Annotated in this window: 14 protein-coding genes and 1 riboswitch; of the genes, 5 read left to right on the plus strand and 9 right to left on the minus strand. The window is 57.5% G+C overall.

The genetic code is table 11. The features are described 5' to 3' along the window. Window positions 1–22 precede the first annotated feature (22 nt). Window positions 23–196: a hypothetical protein gene (locus ACFSOY_RS04370; RefSeq protein ID WP_386044301.1), complete on the minus strand. Its 174-nt coding sequence runs from the start codon at window positions 194–196 to the stop codon at window positions 23–25. Window positions 197–342: 146 nt separating this feature from the next. Between ACFSOY_RS04370 and ACFSOY_RS04375 the strand changes: the two genes are divergently transcribed. Next, complete coding sequence (locus ACFSOY_RS04375; protein WP_386044302.1) at window positions 343–1,872, plus strand: SH3 domain-containing protein; 1,530 nt, start codon at window positions 343–345, stop codon at window positions 1,870–1,872. Between the two features lie 92 nt (window positions 1,873–1,964). Here the strand turns inward: ACFSOY_RS04375 and codY are convergent, their stop codons facing one another. Next, window positions 1,965–2,744 carry a GTP-sensing pleiotropic transcriptional regulator CodY gene (codY, locus tag ACFSOY_RS04380; protein WP_386044303.1) on the minus strand — a complete coding sequence of 260 codons (780 nt, stop codon included), beginning with the start codon at window positions 2,742–2,744 and terminating at the stop codon, window positions 1,965–1,967. Window positions 2,745–3,232: 488 nt separating this feature from the next. Here codY and ACFSOY_RS04385 point away from each other — a divergent pair, with 488 nt between their 5' ends. Further along, on the plus strand, window positions 3,233–4,657 hold the full coding sequence (locus ACFSOY_RS04385) for a CPBP family intramembrane glutamic endopeptidase (protein ID WP_386044304.1): 1,425 nt from the start codon (window positions 3,233–3,235) through the stop codon (window positions 4,655–4,657). 16 nt (window positions 4,658–4,673) lie between these two features. Here the strand turns inward: ACFSOY_RS04385 and selD are convergent, their stop codons facing one another. After that, the gene (selD, locus tag ACFSOY_RS04390) at window positions 4,674–5,735 is read right to left on the minus strand and encodes a selenide, water dikinase SelD (RefSeq protein WP_386044485.1); all 1,062 of its coding nucleotides are present in this window, start codon (window positions 5,733–5,735) and stop codon (window positions 4,674–4,676) included. A gap of 7 nt (window positions 5,736–5,742) precedes the next feature. After that, on the minus strand, window positions 5,743–7,158 hold the full coding sequence (selA, locus tag ACFSOY_RS04395; RefSeq protein ID WP_386044305.1) for an L-seryl-tRNA(Sec) selenium transferase: 1,416 nt from the start codon (window positions 7,156–7,158) through the stop codon (window positions 5,743–5,745). A 157-nt stretch (window positions 7,159–7,315) separates the two neighbouring features. On the opposite strand from selA, the gene ACFSOY_RS04400 reads away from it, so the two are divergent. Further along, entirely contained in the window at window positions 7,316–8,611 is a 1,296-nt protein-coding gene (locus tag ACFSOY_RS04400; RefSeq protein ID WP_386044306.1) for a glutamate-1-semialdehyde 2,1-aminomutase, read from the plus strand. A 116-nt stretch (window positions 8,612–8,727) separates the two neighbouring features. On the opposite strand, the gene trxA is transcribed toward ACFSOY_RS04400, so the two are convergent. From trxA to yunB, 4 genes are all read right to left on the minus strand, one after another. Further along, window positions 8,728–9,057, minus strand: coding sequence for a thioredoxin (gene trxA, locus ACFSOY_RS04405; RefSeq protein ID WP_386044307.1), 330 nt, complete (start codon window positions 9,055–9,057; stop codon window positions 8,728–8,730). Between the two features lie 28 nt (window positions 9,058–9,085). Beyond that, the gene (locus tag ACFSOY_RS04410; RefSeq protein WP_386044308.1) at window positions 9,086–9,319 is read right to left on the minus strand and encodes a NifU family protein; all 234 of its coding nucleotides are present in this window, start codon (window positions 9,317–9,319) and stop codon (window positions 9,086–9,088) included. A 192-nt stretch (window positions 9,320–9,511) separates the two neighbouring features. Then, window positions 9,512–10,159: an HD domain-containing protein gene (locus tag ACFSOY_RS04415; protein WP_386044309.1), complete on the minus strand. Its 648-nt coding sequence runs from the start codon at window positions 10,157–10,159 to the stop codon at window positions 9,512–9,514. Between the two features lie 120 nt (window positions 10,160–10,279). Continuing rightward, a complete protein-coding gene (gene yunB, locus ACFSOY_RS04420) occupies window positions 10,280–11,050 on the minus strand; it encodes a sporulation protein YunB (protein ID WP_386044310.1) in 771 nt (256 codons plus the stop codon). Between the two features lie 106 nt (window positions 11,051–11,156). After that, window positions 11,157–11,258, plus strand: a riboswitch (SAM riboswitch). Window positions 11,259–11,345: 87 nt separating this feature from the next. Here yunB and metH point away from each other — a divergent pair. Together metH and ACFSOY_RS04430 are read left to right on the plus strand one after the other, a co-directional pair. Continuing rightward, window positions 11,346–14,780, plus strand: a complete 3,435-nt coding sequence (metH, locus tag ACFSOY_RS04425; RefSeq protein ID WP_386044311.1) for a methionine synthase — start codon at window positions 11,346–11,348, stop codon at window positions 14,778–14,780. 338 nt (window positions 14,781–15,118) lie between these two features. Continuing rightward, window positions 15,119–15,589, plus strand: a complete 471-nt coding sequence (locus ACFSOY_RS04430) for a hypothetical protein (protein WP_386044312.1) — start codon at window positions 15,119–15,121, stop codon at window positions 15,587–15,589. A 148-nt stretch (window positions 15,590–15,737) separates the two neighbouring features. Here ACFSOY_RS04430 and ACFSOY_RS04435 read toward each other — a convergent pair whose 3' ends face one another. Continuing rightward, a complete protein-coding gene (locus ACFSOY_RS04435) occupies window positions 15,738–16,388 on the minus strand; it encodes a spore coat protein (RefSeq protein WP_386044313.1) in 651 nt (216 codons plus the stop codon). Window positions 16,389–16,476: the final 88 nt, after the last annotated feature.

The raw sequence follows: 16,476 nt of genomic DNA on the forward strand, positions 1-16,476 counted from the left end.
CCATCCCCCCTCGCACCGTCCACTATTTTTGCATCTTTGCCCGCAGATGCTGCACCTCGCGGGAGGTCAGCGAAAATTCGGTCGCCAGCTCCACATCTTCCATGTACTGCGACTTTTGCAAAAAATCGTGAAAATCGACGTTCATCAGCCGCCGATTCGTAAAGGTCGCTACTTGTTGATGGATCGTTTTCCGCATGGATGTGCCCTCCTCGACTGTCGCTTTTTGCCTGTCTTTAGTCTTCCCTGTCGCTTTCGAATCTAACGGTGTCGAAGGGGAGGATTTTAGAAAAAAGGTCGCGAAATGATCGTCAAAGTCAGCGAGTAGAGGGGGCCGAGGAAGTGATGAAAAAACGAAATCAACTGCTCGTGCTGGTGCTTTTGTTCACGCTGATCCTCTCCTTGGCCGCCTTTGCGGAAGAGGGGCGATTTCTGAAAGTCACCGCCTATGGGGTCAACATTCGCGCCGGAGCGGGGACCGATACGGATGTGATCGGGAGGGCAGACTTTGGCGACTCCTTTGAAGTGCTGCAAGTGGCCGATGACTGGTATCAGGTGCGCTTGGCCAAAGGGGAAGTTGGGTGGATTCACGCATCGCTCGTCCAAGAAGGCGCGAGGTTTGCTGCTGCCGATCGGTCGATCGAAGAGGTGGAGGCCAAAGAGCCGGGCGTAAACGTCAGGGGTGGCGCTTCGACCTCTTTTGAAGTGGTGACCACGATCGGGCCGGGCACGCGCTATCTGCTGCTGCAAAAGAGCGGTGATTGGGTGCAGATCCGCCTGCCCGATGAGCGCACCGGCTGGGTCGCCGCCTGGTTGGTCAACCTGTCGGAGAACAAGGTGAAATCGACAGCGAGCTCCGAGCGACAGCAGGCGACCGTCATCGCAAGCCAGCTCAACGTGCGTCGAGCAGCGTCGCTCAGCTCCGAGGTGATCGGCACGTTGCAACAAAATGAGATCGTGCAGGTGCGCACCGTTCGGGAGGAAGGATGGCTTCAGATCGAATACGGGGAAGGCGTCGGGTACATTGCTTCCGAATATGTGCGGCTGCCCGGACAGAGCGTTCAAAGCGCGACCACCTCCCCGCTCGACAGCTCACAGCCGACGCTGACCTTAAAGGCACAGGTCAATCTGCGCACCGGGCCGGGCACCAATTTTCCGGTGATCGAGACGGCGCGCACCGGCAGTCAGTTTTCCATCCTCGCCAAGTCGGGCGCTTGGTATCAGATCGCAGCGGGCAGTGAGCAGAAAGCTTGGGTGGCCGGCTGGCTGGTCGAAGTGAACGGATCGCTGAGCGGCATTCGCGAGGAGCAGCCGACGCTCGACAGCAGCTTGCGGGGAACGACGATCGTCTTGGATGCGGGCCACGGGGGGATCGATGTCGGGGCGATCGGTCGAGCGAGCGGGGCGTTCGAAAAGGATCTCAACCTGTCGCTCGCGCAGATGCTGGCGAACAAGCTGATCACGACAGGCGCTCATGTGGTGATGACGCGGGCAGACGACCGCTTCCTCTCCCTGCAAGGGCGCGTTGAGATCGCCGAGGACAATCGGGCAGACCTGTTCGTCTCGCTTCATTACAACACGCACCAAGATCCTTCGCTGTCCGGATCGATCACCTTTTACCACAGCGAAGCAGGCGAAGACCGGCGAGCGGCAGAGCGGGTGCAGCAGGAGTTGGTCAGATCGCTCGGCCTGCCCGACTTGGGCGCAAGATTTGGCGATTATTATGTGCTGCGGGAAAACCAGACGCCGGCGATCCTCGTGGAAACCGCCTTTTTGACCCATGTGGAAGATGAGCGCCATGCGACCGATCTCGCCGCGCAGGAGAAGGCGGCCGAAGGGATCTTTCGCGGAATCGTAGCTGTGTTCGAGGAATAGCAGCGTTCGAGGGGGTGCTGTATTTGAGGGGTCGATCAGATAAAAAAACGTCCTGCCTCGGTGGAGGTCAGGACGTTTTGCTTGCGTTCGCCTTACTTGTCGAGATTAGCAAGCTGTTCGAGGAACAGCGGATTGAGCACCTTGATGTACGTGCCCTTCATCCCGAGCGAGCGGGATTCGATCACACCTGCCGACTCCAGCTTGCGGATCGCGTTGACGATCACCGAACGGGTGATGCCGACGCGGTCAGCGATCTTCGATGCGACGAGCAGACCTTCGGAGCCTTCCAGCTCTTTGAAGATGTGTTGGATCGCCTCCTGCTCGGAGAAGGACAGCGATTCGAGCGCCATCATCACCATCGCGCGCTGGCGAGCCTTTTCATGAATCTCCTCTTGCTCGGCGCGGATGATCTCCATGCCGACCACAGTGGCGCCGTACTCGGAGAGGATCAGGTCCTCATCGGTAAACTGCTTGTTCAGGCGAGCCAGCACCAAGGTGCCAAGTCGCGAACCGCCGCCGATGATCGGAACGATCGTGATGTTCTTCCGCTTGAACACTTCGTTCTCCTCGGTGGAGAAGACGTAAAACGCCTCTTTCGTCTCGACGTTCTTCTGCGTCTCGGTGATCTTGAGCAGCGTTTCATTAAAGTCGCCAGGGAAGCGCTGTTCGACCGTCATGATCTGGTTCCATTCGAGGGTGAGCTCATACTCAGCCAGTCCAAAACCGAGGATCTTGCCTGTATTCGATACGACATAGACGTTCGAATCCACCATGTCGCTGAGCAGTTTCGCCAGCTCCATAAAGTCCACGCCATTGATGGCCGATTTCTGCAAAAGACGGTTAAAACGCTGTATTTTTTCCAACAAAACCATGGGTTCACCCGCTATCTTATATTCTTAGATTTTCGCTAATACTATGCGATTTTGATTGATTCTTAACTGAGCAACAACTATACAGTAGTCGAAGTTGTGCGCATTTTCAAGCATACAACATAAAAACTACGAAAATATCATAGAACTGTAACAATTCGCCCTCGTTCTCCAAGATTGCCCATTTTGACAAAGTTCATACCTGCAAAATTCTGCTTGCGAAAAGTTTGACACTTTTACGAAGAAAATTCTGATAATTCGCGAATCCTGTTCAAATATATCAGGTATTGGAACTTTTTGCAATCTAATTGTGGAAAAACCATGAAAAAAACGATGATTCTGCGATCATCGCTCTTTTAAAGGATGAGGAAAGTCCTCATAGACTATGTAAGATCATAGCACAAGTATTATATTGGACTGAAATCATGTTGTCAACATTTTTTTCTATACTTATAATACTCGCAGTGGATATGATGCGGGGAGGACAACAGATGGGTCGCAGAATGAGAGGATTGTGGTTGGCAGGGGCATTCGGGCTGTTGCTCCTGCTGACCGAACTGTTTTTGGTGCGGGCAGAACAGCACGCTTCCCTGCCGATCGCCGTGCTGCCGGAGCAAGCGAAGATGACCGCAGCAAAATGGCTTGGCGATGTGCGGATGACCGTCCGCCAGGAAGAGAATCTGGACGTCTCGCGCTACTTGCACCAGCAGGGCTTGACAGATCAGCTGCGGGCAACGCTTGCGACAGACATGCCGCTCTTGGTCTGGAAGGTGACCAGCAGGGACGCAGAAGCATCGATCAACAGGCAGAGCGGGCGCATCGAAGGGCTGCGCGGAATCACCATCGCGCAAGGAGAAGAATTGCGCACCCGCAGAGCAGATGCGGTTCGCGAGATCCTGGAGCAGACGTTCGGTCAGAAAAGCCTCGTGCTCACGTCGATCGACGAGCAGGAGCGAGGCAGAGCGCTGCTCACCTTCCACACCAGCTTTTCGGTCGACAGCCTGACCGATCGGGTCGAGGCGGAGGTGGTGGACGATCGACTGGTCGCCTTCACCCATCGACTGCAGGCACCTCTGCCAACCGATCGGACGAGCTCACCGATCGCCGAGACGGTGCAAAGATGGGCTGGGTGGTTCCAGCTGGCCGTGCTGATCTTGCCGCTGGTCGGGATGTGGCGCTTGATGCGCGGGGACGGCGGCGCTCGTCGCTGGTACGGGGAGCTCGCCTTGAGCGGCGCGGTCGCGATCGCCTTCTGGCTCAAAGGGCTGTCTGCCGACTACCTGCTCCAAGGGGTCGTCTACGGCGCGATCGTCTTTGGGGTCTTGGCGATTGTAAAGGAGTCGAAGTGGCCTGCAGATAACAAGCGCCAATCTGCCAGATCGCTGCACGATCAAATTCTGGCTGGCTACTGCATCTTCGGAGTGCTCACAGGGTGCAGCGTGCTGTTCAGCTGGGGAGCCGACCTGCTTGGCGCTTGGTCGTCCGACCTGCAGGCGCAAGAGGCGGTGGCGCTCGCCCCTCTGCCGTTCCTGTTGCCGCTCATCGCTGCCGGAACGGCAGCCGTCTACGAGGAGCTAGTCTATCGGAAGCTCGGCGACCTGTGGCTGAGCCGCCTGTTCAAGCCGGGAGCTGTCGTCGCGCTGCTCTGCTCGCTGATCTGGTCGACCGCCCACCTCCAGTATGGCGTGTGGCCGTGGTATCTGCGGATCATCGAACTCGGATTGATCATCGGCCCGCTGCTGTTCTTCCTCTATCGGCGATACGGGTTGGTCGCGGTGATCACAGGCCATTTCCTGTACAACGCCTGTCTGATCAGCCTCGCTGTGACAAGCGCTTTTGGCAATGGTTGGAGCTTCGTCTGGCTGGCCGCTCCCCTCCTGTTGCTCTGCTGGAAAAGAAAGGGACCCCTCGCTTAGAGGAGTCCCTTTTCTGCTATTTCGCTTGGCGCACCAAGATCTTTCCGGGATGATCGGCGATCGCTTCGCCGACGATCGAAGCGGCGTGGATGCCGCGCTCCTGCAGCTTGGCGAGCAGCTCCTCCGCCTGGTCAGGCGGGATGGCGAGCAACAGTCCCCCGGAGGTGACCGCATCGCAGAGGATGATCTGCGTCGTCTCATCCACGCCTTCGTCGTAGATCGCATCGTCTTTCACCCAGTCGATGTTGCGAACCGTGCCGCCGGGGAACACTTTCTGTTCCACCAGATCGCGCGTGCCCGGCAAGAGCGGCACCTGCGATGCGTACAGCACGATGCCGACTTGAGCGCCGCGCGCCATCTCCAGCGCATGTCCTGCCAAACCGAATCCGGTGACATCTGTGCAGGCGTGCACGGTAAACTCTTTCGCCGTCTCAGCCGGCACTCTGTTCAGGGCGGCCATCGTCTGCTCCACCAGCGCGATCAGCTCTGCAGACGCTTTGCCTCGCTTGATCGCCGTGGTGACGATTCCCACGCCGATCGGCTTGGTCAAGATCAGCACATCGCCCGGCTTGGCACCGGCGTTCGTCCACACCCGATCGGGGTGCACGATTCCGGTCACCGCCATGCCGTACTTCGGGTCGCGGTCATCGATCGAATGACCGCCGACGATCATGGCACCCGCTTCCCGCGCTTTGTCCGCACCGCCGCGCAGGATTTCGGCCAAGATCTTCTTGTCGAGCGTCGCGATGGGAAACCCGACAATATTTAAGGCGGTGAGCGGCGTACCGCCCATCGCGTATACGTCAGACAAAGCGTTGGCAGCTGCGATCGCACCGAACATGTAGGGATCGTCCACCACCGGAGTGAAATAGTCGACCGTCTGGACGAGCGCCGTCTCGTCGTTCAGCCTGTATACACCAGCATCGTCCGATGTGTCGATCCCGACGATCAGGTTCGCATCGGGCACTTCATTTCTAGGCAGATGGCACAAAACTTGTGCCAGGTCGGCTGGGCCGATTTTGCAGCCTCAGCCGGCCTTTTCGGTCAGCAGCGTCAATCGCACTTGCTCGCTGGGCAGCACCGCATCACCCGATCCTTGCGAAGGCGTCACGGACGCTGTCGATAACTCTTTCGATCTCTCTTGGGAAGATTGTTCGGACATCGAAATGCATGGCCTCCTTTCTCATCGTCGTCATCACCGGCAAGCGGACATGACGAAGTTCCTGTTCCAATCTGGTGAGCGAAAACTGATCGGTTCGCACCGCCACCCGCAGGGTGGGCAGCTCTTCGGTCGGCAACGAGCCTCCGCCAACCTGAGACAGGCCTGGCTCGATCGCCACCTCTGCCCGATCGCTAAACACGGTGCGAAGACCCTCGCACAGACGCTCCGCCTCTTGCTCCATCGAGTCTGGGGTCCGCAGCAGCATCCACAGCGTCGGGTTCTCGCGCTTTGCCAGCTCATCGTCCAGATATAGTCGCAACGTGGCTTCCAGAGCGGCCAGCGTCAGCTTGTCCACGCGAAGAGCTCGCGTCAGTTGGTTTTTCTTTAATCGCTGGATATATTCCTGCTTCCCGACGATAATTCCCGCCTGTGTCGCACCGAGCAGCTTATCGCCGGAGAACGAGCAGAGATCGACACCCGCCTGCACCGTCTCTCGCACCGTCGGCTCATCTCCGATGCTGTGCGCTTGCAGATCGAACAGCGACCCGCTGCCGAGATCCTCATAGACGGGGATGTTGTGCGCATGGGCCAGCGCCACCAAGTCGGACATCTGCGGTTGGTAGGTAAAGCCGACCACGCGGAAGTTGCTGGTGTGCACGCGCATGATCAGCGCCGTGTCTTCGGCGATCGCTCGCTCATAGTCGCTCTCGCGCGTCTTGTTCGTCGTGCCGACCTCGACCAGCTGGGCACCGCTCGCCTGCATCACCTCGGAGACGCGAAACGATCCGCCGATCTCCACCAGCTGCCCGCGAGAGATGATCACGCTCTTCCCTTTCGCCATCTCGGTCAGCACCAGCAGGACGGCAGCCGCGTTGTTGTTGACGACAAGCGCCGCCTCGGCGCCAGTCAGGTCACAGATCAGCCGCTCCACATGCTGGTAGCGGGACCCGCGCTCCCCCGTGCTCAGATCCAGCTCCAGATTGGTATATCCTCTGGCAGTCGCCTCGATCGCCTCGATCGCAGCCTCGGCGAGCGGAGCCCGCCCCAAGTTGGTGTGCAGCACGACGCCCGTCGCGTTGATCACCGCCCGGTAGTTCAGATCGAACTGCCGATTCACTCGCTCGGCCACGCGGTCTGCCAACAGATCGAGGTCTGCCTCCACCGCCTGATCCCCTTGCAGGATCTTGGCCCGCACCTCGGCGATCACATCGCCGCAAGCGCTCGACACCAGCTTGTGCCCACGCCGGTCGGCCAGCTGCTTGCACAGCGGGTGGGAAAGCAACAGATGAACGGCTGGCAGACGGCGCAATCGCTCCGCTTCGCTCTTTTCGATTCGCATAACGCCCCTCCCCATCTCAGTTCCATGCTACCATCTTACCTGATCCTGACAGGTTTTAAAACGCAAAACAGCGCATCCCCCACCTGCCAATCAGGTATGACGGCTCCTGATTTTTTTGGTACGATAGGAAATGGTAAAAGAAAGGTGGAGATTCTAGGTGACTACACATGATCGTTCCACATCGGAACGTTACTATGAAGAAGCGCAACAGGTGATCGTCGGCGGCGTCAACTCGCCCTCTCGCTCCTACAAAGCGGTCGGCGGCGGTGCGCCTGTGTTTATGGAGCGCGGCGAAGGCGCCTACCTGTACGATGTGGACGGCAACCGCTACATCGACTATCTGGCCGCCTACGGTCCGCTGATTCACGGACATGGCAACAAACACGTGGCAGAAGCGATCTCTTGCGCCGCTCACAACGGTGTTCTGTACGGAACGCCGACCAAGCTGGAGATTGAGCTGGCGACGATGCTCCAAGCGGCGATTCCATCGCTTGAGAAAGTTCGCTTCGTCAACTCGGGAACGGAAGCGGTGATGACCTGCATCCGCGTCGCCCGCGCGTATACGGGCCGCACGAAGATCATGAAGTTTGCCGGCTGTTACCACGGCCATTCTGACCTCGTGCTCGTCGCAGCAGGCTCTGGGCCTTCGACGCTCGGCATCCCCGATTCGGCGGGCATCCCCCAGTCGATCGCAGACGATATGATCACCGTGCCGTTCAACGACCTGTCAGCTTTTGAAGCGGCGCTGGAAAAGTGGGGCGATCAGACGGCTGCCGTCTTGGTCGAGCCGATCGTCGGCAACTTCGGCATCGTCGCACCCGAGTCTGGATTCCTGAAAGGGATCAACGATCTCGCGCACAAACATGGCGTGCTGGTCGTCTACGATGAGGTGATCACCGCCTTCCGCTTCCAATATGGCGGCGCACAAAATCTGCTCGGAGTGACACCCGACATGACGGCGCTCGGCAAGATCATCGGCGGCGGTTTGCCGATCGGCGCATACGGCGGCCGCGTCGACATCATGGAGCAGGTCGCACCGCTCGGCCCTGCTTACCAAGCGGGCACGATGGCGGGCAACCCAGCCTCGATCGCCGCAGGGATCGCCTGCCTCGAAGAGCTGCAAAAGCCGGGCACCTATGAGCGGATGGGCGATCTGGGCCGATTGCTCGCCGAGGGTCTGCTGCAATCGGCGCGCAAATATGGGCACAAGGTGACGCTCAATCGCATCGGCGGCGCGTTCGCCCTGTACTTCACCGAGCAGCCGGTGACAAATTATGAGGATGCGCAAGCGGCAGACGGTGAGAAGTTCGCCCGCTTTTTCCACCTGTTGCTCGACGAGGGAATTCTGCTTGCACCCTCCAAGTATGAAGCTTGGTTTGTCTCCACAGCGCATACGCCGGAGGACATCGCCTTCACGCTGGTCGCTGCCGACCGCGCTTTTTCCAAACTGTAGACGTCAAAAGCACCGCTGCCGAGATCTTCCCGATCTGTCAGCGGTGCTTTTTCGTGTCAGATGCAATTCGATCAAAAAGAAGGCACCGCCTCGGGGGTGCCTTCATCAGTTCTCGCTTACAGAACGCCGGACAGTTCACTCAGCAGATCGTTTTTGGACTTGTAGCCCACGATCGTCTTCACAACCTCGCCCTTTTGGAACACGAGCATGGTCGGGATGGACATCACGCCGAACTTCTGCGTGGTCACTTGGTTTTCGTCGATGTTCAGCTTGCCGATCGCCAGCTTGCCAGCCGTCTCGGAAGCAACATCTTCGAGAACGGGAGCGAGCATGCGGCACGGGCCACACCAAGTTGCCCAGAAATCGACGAGGATCGGAGTTTCCGAATCCTTGATCGACTGTTCAAAGTTTGCATCGGTGATCGTCAAGATTGCTTCAGATGCCATGGGTTCATACCTCCGTACAAAAAGGAAATTATACTGCGACTACTTCTCTGATCTCAGGAACAGATGCGCGGATCGTGCGCTCGATGCCCATCTTCAGGGTCATCGTGCTCATCGGGCAACCGCCGCAAGCGCCAGTCATGCGGATTTGCGCGATGCCAGTCTCACCGTCTACTTCAACCAGTTCAGCATCGCCGCCGTCCGCTTGCAGACCTGGGCGAATCTTGTCGAGTGCTTCTTGAACGCGTGTGCGAAGATCTTCCATCGTGAATGCCTCCATTTCGTTCTTCCAATTGTCATTCTGTGCATACGCAACTAGTATAGGCGGAAGAAATACCGCTCATTCGATGCGCCGCACCTTGTTTTTATTTTACCCTAGTATAGAAAACGTGGGAAGGATTGTATGTGACCTGTGTTACATCTCTTTTTCTATTCTATTCGCACCGAACGCGATTGTTCACCGTTTTCCTTCCCATTCCTCATAAAATTGTTCCAAGAAAGCTTCCATCACCTGATGTCGCCCCTCCGCCATCCGCTTGGCATACGGCGTGTTCATCAGCTCTTTGAGCTTGAGCAGCTTTTCATAAAAATGGTTGATCGCGGTCGACTTGCCCTTGCGGTACTCCTCGCGGGTCATGGCGGTGCGCGGCTTCAGATGCGGATCGTGCGCCAGCTGTCCCTTTGCCCCCGAATAGGCGAACGTGCGGGCGATTCCGACCGCCCCGAGCGCATCGAGACGATCCGCATCCTGCACGACCGCACCTTCCAGCGTGCGCATGCCTGAACGGTCGCCCCCTTTGAACGACATCGTCGAGATGATCTCCATCACGTGCTCGATCACCGCTTCGTCTGCGCCCTGTCGCGCCAGCCATCCCCGCACCTTGGCCAATCCGACCGCTTCGCTCTCGTTCAGCTTCTCATCGGCGATGTCGTGCAGGAGCGCCGCCAACTCGACGACCAAAAGGTCGGCACCCTCCGCTTCGCCAATTTTTTTGGCCGTCTGCCACACTCGATAGATATGCCAGTAATCATGACCTGAGCTATCCTGCCCCAATTCTTCCTGCACATACCGCTCGGCTGCTAAGATGATCTCTCTTTGCTTCATCGCTCTTCCTCCTGCGTGCGTCTGCTGTGATTTCGTCTCCGATCGCGAGCGCTCTCCGCTACCAGTTTACCAGTTTTTGTGCAGGGTGCAACATTCACTGCCGCCGAAGAACGACAGCGGTCATTCCCCCTCCCCGCTCGCCTCCGCGTCCTTGTCTCCTTCCCCCTCCTCATCTTTCAGCTTGGGCAGGGTGATCGACGGCAGCGGCATCTGCTGGCTCGACGTGGTGGAACCGACCGTCTCCCCTTTGGCGTTAAACACCATCTGCGGCACATCGCCGACCAAAAAGAGATAGGCGATCGGCACTTTCGTCCGCACTTCTGACGGGGTGGTCGCAAACGGGACGATCACCGACGTATGGACATCGATATCAAGATAGAGGATGTGCACCGTCTGGTTGATCCCCTCCTCCTTCGTCTCCCATCCGATCTCCGACTTGACGTTGCCGACCGGCTCGATCGTCACCGGGATGTCTGGGCCAAACTGGGACAGAAAGGGCGAGCCGACCGCCTGCCCGACCGGGATGTACATCTTTTTCTCCTGCAGGTTCTGCAAGACGCCCTGAATGCTTTTCGTCACTTCGTTTTGAATGCGCGACGCTTCGACCATATTAAAGTATCCGGCCGTCACCTTGCCGCCGCTATTCGTCTTCAAATCGATCAGCTTGCTGTAGTTCGTCTCCTCGGAGATCCGCTCGACGATCGAGTTGTTGATCGCCTCTGTCGCGATGTGCCGCGAGTTCTCCTCCGCCACTTTGATAAAGGTGGGACGCAGGTTGTGCTCCACAAAATAGATGCTCTGCAAGATGAAGAACACGAACAGGACGAGCAGGGAGAACAGGATCAAGCGCCAGTTGAGTCGCTTCTTCGCACCTCTGATCTTCATCGCCATCCCGCTTCCTCCTCTCCTCGTACTCATCTCTATGCGGACGATCATCAAACAATCCATTGACACATCCCTTTCAAAGGTGATAGTATCAGTCCAACAACATAAGGAACTCTTATCCAGAGAGGCGGAGGGAACTGGCCCTGTGAAGCCTCGGCAACCTTTTTGATCAGGTGCTAATTCCAGCAAAGCAATTCGCTTTGGCAGATAAGAGAGGACTCGTAGGAAAACGTACACTACCCTCTTCTTGGCAGCCGAGAAGAGGTTTTTTTATGCCCGAATCAGAGGAGGAACCACCAGTATGAGCTCAGTGCCGATACAGACCCAACTCACCCGCAAGATCCTCATCCTCGATGGAGCGATGGGAACGATGCTACAGCAGGAAAACTTGACCCCCGACGACTTTGGCGGCGACGAATTAGACGGGTGCAACGAGAATCTCGTCCTGACGCGTCCCGATGTGATTCAGAAAATTCATGAAGCATACTTAGAAGCGGGCGCCGACATCATCGAGACCAACACGTTCGGCGCTACCTCGCTCGTGCTGGCCGAATACGATCTCGCCGCCAAGACGGACGAGATCAACCGCGAGGCTGTTCGACTCGCCAGAGCGGCGGTCGCCAACTACTCGACACCAGAATGGCCGCGCTATGTGGCCGGCGCGATCGGTCCGACGACCAAGTCGCTGTCGGTGACCGGAGGGGTCACGTTCGACGAGTTGGTCGCGACCTATTATCAACAGGCGCGAGCGCTGGTGGAGGCGGGCGCAGACGTGCTGCTCTTGGAGACGATCCAGGACACGCTGAACGTCAAGGCGGCCAGCATCGGCGTGCGCCGCGCCTTCGAGGAGCTCGGGCAGGAACTTCCGGTGATGATCTCCGGCACGATCGAGCCGATGGGCACGACGCTCGCCGGGCAGAACATCGAATCGTTCTACATCTCCTTGGAGCACCTGCGCCCGATCTCGATCGGCCTGAACTGCGCGACCGGACCGGAGTTTATGCGCGATCATCTGCGCTCCCTGTCGGAGCTCGCCCAGTGTGCCGTCTCCTGCTATCCGAACGCCGGGCTGCCCGACGAGGACGGTCACTACCATGAGACGCCGCAAGGGTTGGCCAAAAAGCTGCGCGGCTTTGCGGAAAAGGGCTGGCTGAACATCGCCGGGGGCTGTTGTGGCACCACGCCCGCCCACATCCGCGCGCTTCACGAAGAGTTGAGCACCGTGACCCCGCGCACCGCGCAACAGTCGCACGCGCCTGCCGTCTCCGGCATCGAGACGGTGTTTGTCGAGCCGGACAACCGTCCGCTGATCGTCGGCGAGCGAACCAACGTGCTCGGCTCGCGCAAGTTTCGCAACCTGATCGTCGAAGGCAAATATGAGGAAGCGTCCGAGGTTGCCCGCGCCCAGGTGAAGAAAGGTGCTCACGTGATCGACGTCTGTCTGCAGGACCCGGACAGAGACGAGCATCAGGACATGGAGTCGTTCCTCAACTTCGTAACCAAAAAGATCAAGACGCCGCTGATGATCGACTCGACCGATCCGACCGTCTTCGATCTGGCGCTCAAACATGTGCAAGGCAAAGCGATCCTCAACTCGATCAACCTAGAGGATGGCGAAGAGAAGTTTGCCGAGGTCGTTCCGTTGATCAAGCGCTATGGCGCCGCTGTGGTCGTCGGCACGATCGACGAGCAGGGCATGGCGGTCACTCGCGAACGCAAGCTGGAAGTGGCCAAGCGCTCCTACGATCTGCTGGTCGGCAAATACGGAATGAATCCTCAAGATCTGATCTTCGACCCGCTGGTCTTCCCCTGCGGCACTGGCGATGAGCAGTACATCGGGTCCGCCCCCGAGACGATCGAGGGCATTCGCCTGATCAAAGAAGCGCTGCCCGAATGTCAGACGATCCTCGGGGTCTCCAACGTTTCTTTCGGCTTGCCGGGCGCCGGCCGCGAAGTGCTGAACGCGGTGTTCCTCTATCACTGCACCAAGGCGGGGCTCGACTATGCGATCGTCAACTCCGAGAAGCTGGAGCGCTACGCCTCGATCCCGGAAGAAGAGCGCAAGATGTCTGAGGAGTTGCTCTTCCAGATCGACGATGAGAAATTGGCCCGCTTCACCGCGTTCTACCGCGAGAAAAAGGTGACGACGACCGTCGCCGTCTCCACGATGACGCTTGAAGAGCGGCTGGCCAACTACGTGGTGGAGGGGAGCAAAGAGGGGCTGATCCCAGACCTCGAAGCGGCGCTCGCCACCTATGCGCCGCTCGACATCATCAACGGGCCGCTGATGACGGGGATGGAAGAGGTAGGTCGGCTGTTCAACCTGAACGAGCTGATCGTCGCCGAAGTCCTGCAGAGCGCCGAGGTGATGAAAGCGGCCGTCGCGTTCCTCGAACCGTTTATGGAGAAGCAAGACGGTTCGCGAAAAGGAAAGATTCTGCTCGCCACCGTCAAAGGCGATGTGCACGACATCGGGAAAAACCTGGTCGAGATCATCCTGTCCAACAACGGATTTGAAGTGGTCAACCTCGGCATCAAAGTTCCGCCCGATCAGCTGATCAAAGCTTGTCGCGAAGAGCGTCCCGATGCGATCGGCCTCTCCGGTCTGCTCGTCAAGTCGGCCCAACAGATGGTGATCACCGCCCAGGACCTGCGAGCAGCAGGCATCGACGTCCCCCTGCTCGTCGGGGGCGCTGCGCTGACCCGGAAGTTTACGTCCAACCGCATCATGCCGGAGTACCGCGGGCTTGTGCTCTATGCGAAAGACGCGATGGACGGGCTCGACCTGGCCAACCGCCTGACCAAGCCGGAAGAGCGCGAACTGTTGGCCCAGAAGCAATTGGAAGCGCAGGATGCGCAGAGCTTGACGACGGCCGAACCGGAAGTGTCGAGCGAGCCGCTCACGAAGGAGGTGCGCTCCTCGATCCAGCATGTAGGACCGGTGCTTCCCGCACCAGACTTTGAGCGCCACGTGTTGCGCGACTATCCGATCTCCCACCTGCACCCCTACCTGAACATGAGGATGCTGCTCGGCAAGCATCTCGGGCTGAAGGGCAATGTGGAGCAGCTGCTCGCAAGCGGTGATCCGAAAGCGACAGAGCTGCAGGCGGTGGTCGAGGAGCTGTTGGCGCTGGCCAAGTCGGAGGGCATCATCCGTCCTCAGGGCATGTACCGCTTCTTCCCTGCCCAATCGGCAGGCGACGAGATTCGCATCTATGACCCAGCAGACACTTCAAAAGTGTTGGAGACGTTCCGCTTTCCGCGTCAGCAACAGGAGCCTCATCTGTGCCTGAGCGATTTTCTCCGCCCGGTGGAGAGCGGTGAGATGGATGCGGTCGGCTTCCTCGTCGTCACCGCTGGGGAAGGCATTCATCGCCTGGCGAACGAGTGGAAAGAAGCGGGCAACTATCTCCGCTCACACTGCCTGCAAGCGCTCGCCCTCGAACTGGCAGAAGCGTTTGCGGAGCGCGTGCATCATATGATGCGCGACGCTTGGGGCATTTCAGATGCGCCCGACATGACGATGCAGGAGCGGTTTGGCGCTCGCTACCAAGGCATCCGAGTATCGTTCGGCTATCCAGCCTGTCCCAACTTGGAAGATCAAGCGCCGCTCTTCCGCCTGCTTCGCCCGCAGGACATCGGCGTTGAGCTGACAGAGGGATGCATGATGGACCCGGAAGCGAGCGTTTCGGCGATGGTCTTCTCCCACCCGCAAGCGCGGTATTTTAACGCGTAATGATCGACTCAAAACAACACAAGGCACTCCCTCGTTATTGCGAAGGAGTGCCTTGTTTCATTCTCGCGCCTGCCTCTCCTTTATCCCGAACGCTTCACATACAGAGCGACAAAAGAGTGACCGCTTCACTGATCGACTTGTATGATGCGAACAACGATGGGATGGATACACGAAGTTATGCTTTCTCTGATCTTTACAAGGCGATGTATGCGAATTATAATAGCAACTTCAGTGAATATTGGACAAAGTGGAAATTCTTGGGTTCCGACTATAATGCGAGATATTCGCTAAGTCAAAATTCGGTCAACTATTACTAGTCAATCGTTCGGAGGTGCGGTATGAAAAGTCGAAATCGTATGATTTTATGGGGAGTAGGCGTTCTATTCATCGGAGTTCTGTTGATCGTCTTTACGACCTATAACCAAAAATCTAGACCCGTTGTACCGCCAACACCTCCTGAGTTCTTCAAGCTGCAAGCGGCGATGCAGAATTCGGTAGTAACAGAAGGAAAAGCTGATGGAACGATTCAAGTTATTTTGCAGTTGCTCCAACCGACTGAAAAAGAGATTGTACTGAACGCGAGCCTATCAAGTGATCAGATTGATCCCATCGAGGAGAAACGTTTATATCAGGGGATGATGGACCCGATGCAAAGTTTGCAGTTCAGTTTCCCATTTGAGGATCTCCCCATCGGCAAATACAAACTGTATGTGCAAGCTCTCTCTAATTTCTCAGACGTGCAAAGATGGGGTGGAGATCATACCTATTACTTCCAAGTTACTGACAATAATGTCGTAACGGGATGGTGACCGTTTCTTCCAGTAGGCGCAAGAACAAAACAAGGCACTCCCTCGATCTAGCGAAGGAGTGCCTTGTTTTGTTCTACCCCCTGCCTCTCCCCCATCCCGAACGAGCGGAAGGCAGTAGCAGGTGCAGGTGAGGAGTATCCGTTCCCGCTCAGTAGTTCTGACTTGCGAACATCTGTTGCTGGAAGGCCGGCTGCTGCGCACTCGGCTGGCCATACGCTTGGAGCATCGAGTTCATCGTGTGGTTCGCCAATTGCGGCACCTGATAGTAGCCTTTGTAATTGGCGAACTGGAACAGTTCGTACGCCATCTCCTGACAGGTGTTCGCAGATGTTGCATGGAACTGGCGAAGGGCTGGATTGGCACTTTCCAGCGCGGCGTTCATGCAGGTGAGCGCCCCCAGCTTGTGCACGTTGAGCGCGACAGAGGCGATCGCCTGGTCGGAGAGGCGAGTCGTCTGCGGATTGGGCGGTTGAAACTGCGGATTGTGCAGACCGATCTGCAGCTGCTCATAGACGTTCGTCTGCGGCGTATGCGGTACGCTTGGCTGATAGCCGTGGCTGATCAACACGTTGACGCCCTGCTGATAACACTGCACCATGCGACGTTGCTGGTTGCTCAAAATATCGCGAAGGTGCGCATCTTGACACATGTTGATCAAGACGCCGTACAGTTCGATGTTCGTACACTCGGCGGACAGTGTCTCCTGTGTCGCTAAAAACTCATGTGCGCCATAGCGCATCCCCTGTTGTTGTCCCTGTTGTTGTCCCTGTGATTGACCTTGTTGCTGAAAGCGGTTCATTCTTGGAAAGCACCTCCAAACAGATTCGACCCTTTCCTAGAATGCCAGATCTCACCCTTCCTTATGCGAATAAAAAACACCTTGTGCC

Origin of the sequence: Tumebacillus lipolyticus, assembly GCF_042682745.1 — a bacterium.
GTDB lineage: Bacteria > Bacillota > Bacilli > Tumebacillales > Tumebacillaceae > Tumebacillus_A > Tumebacillus_A lipolyticus.

Coding starts and splice junctions, on each gene's coding strand:
- ACFSOY_RS04410 (WP_386044308.1), bottom strand. CDS start 9,319: ATGGAAGATCTTCGCACACGCGTTCAAGAAGCACTCGACAAGATTCGC.
- ACFSOY_RS04430 (WP_386044312.1), top strand. CDS start 15,119: ATGAAAAGTCGAAATCGTATGATTTTATGGGGAGTAGGCGTTCTATTC.
- yunB (WP_386044310.1), bottom strand. CDS start 11,050: ATGGCGATGAAGATCAGAGGTGCGAAGAAGCGACTCAACTGGCGCTTG.
- ACFSOY_RS04375 (WP_386044302.1), top strand. CDS start 343: ATGAAAAAACGAAATCAACTGCTCGTGCTGGTGCTTTTGTTCACGCTG.
- metH (WP_386044311.1), top strand. CDS start 11,346: ATGAGCTCAGTGCCGATACAGACCCAACTCACCCGCAAGATCCTCATC.
- selA (WP_386044305.1), bottom strand. CDS start 7,158: ATGCGAATCGAAAAGAGCGAAGCGGAGCGATTGCGCCGTCTGCCAGCC.
- ACFSOY_RS04435 (WP_386044313.1), bottom strand. CDS start 16,388: ATGAACCGCTTTCAGCAACAAGGTCAATCACAGGGACAACAACAGGGA.
- codY (WP_386044303.1), bottom strand. CDS start 2,744: ATGGTTTTGTTGGAAAAAATACAGCGTTTTAACCGTCTTTTGCAGAAA.
- ACFSOY_RS04385 (WP_386044304.1), top strand. CDS start 3,233: ATGGGTCGCAGAATGAGAGGATTGTGGTTGGCAGGGGCATTCGGGCTG.
- trxA (WP_386044307.1), bottom strand. CDS start 9,057: ATGGCATCTGAAGCAATCTTGACGATCACCGATGCAAACTTTGAACAG.
- ACFSOY_RS04370 (WP_386044301.1), bottom strand. CDS start 196: ATGCGGAAAACGATCCATCAACAAGTAGCGACCTTTACGAATCGGCGG.
- ACFSOY_RS04415 (WP_386044309.1), bottom strand. CDS start 10,159: ATGAAGCAAAGAGAGATCATCTTAGCAGCCGAGCGGTATGTGCAGGAA.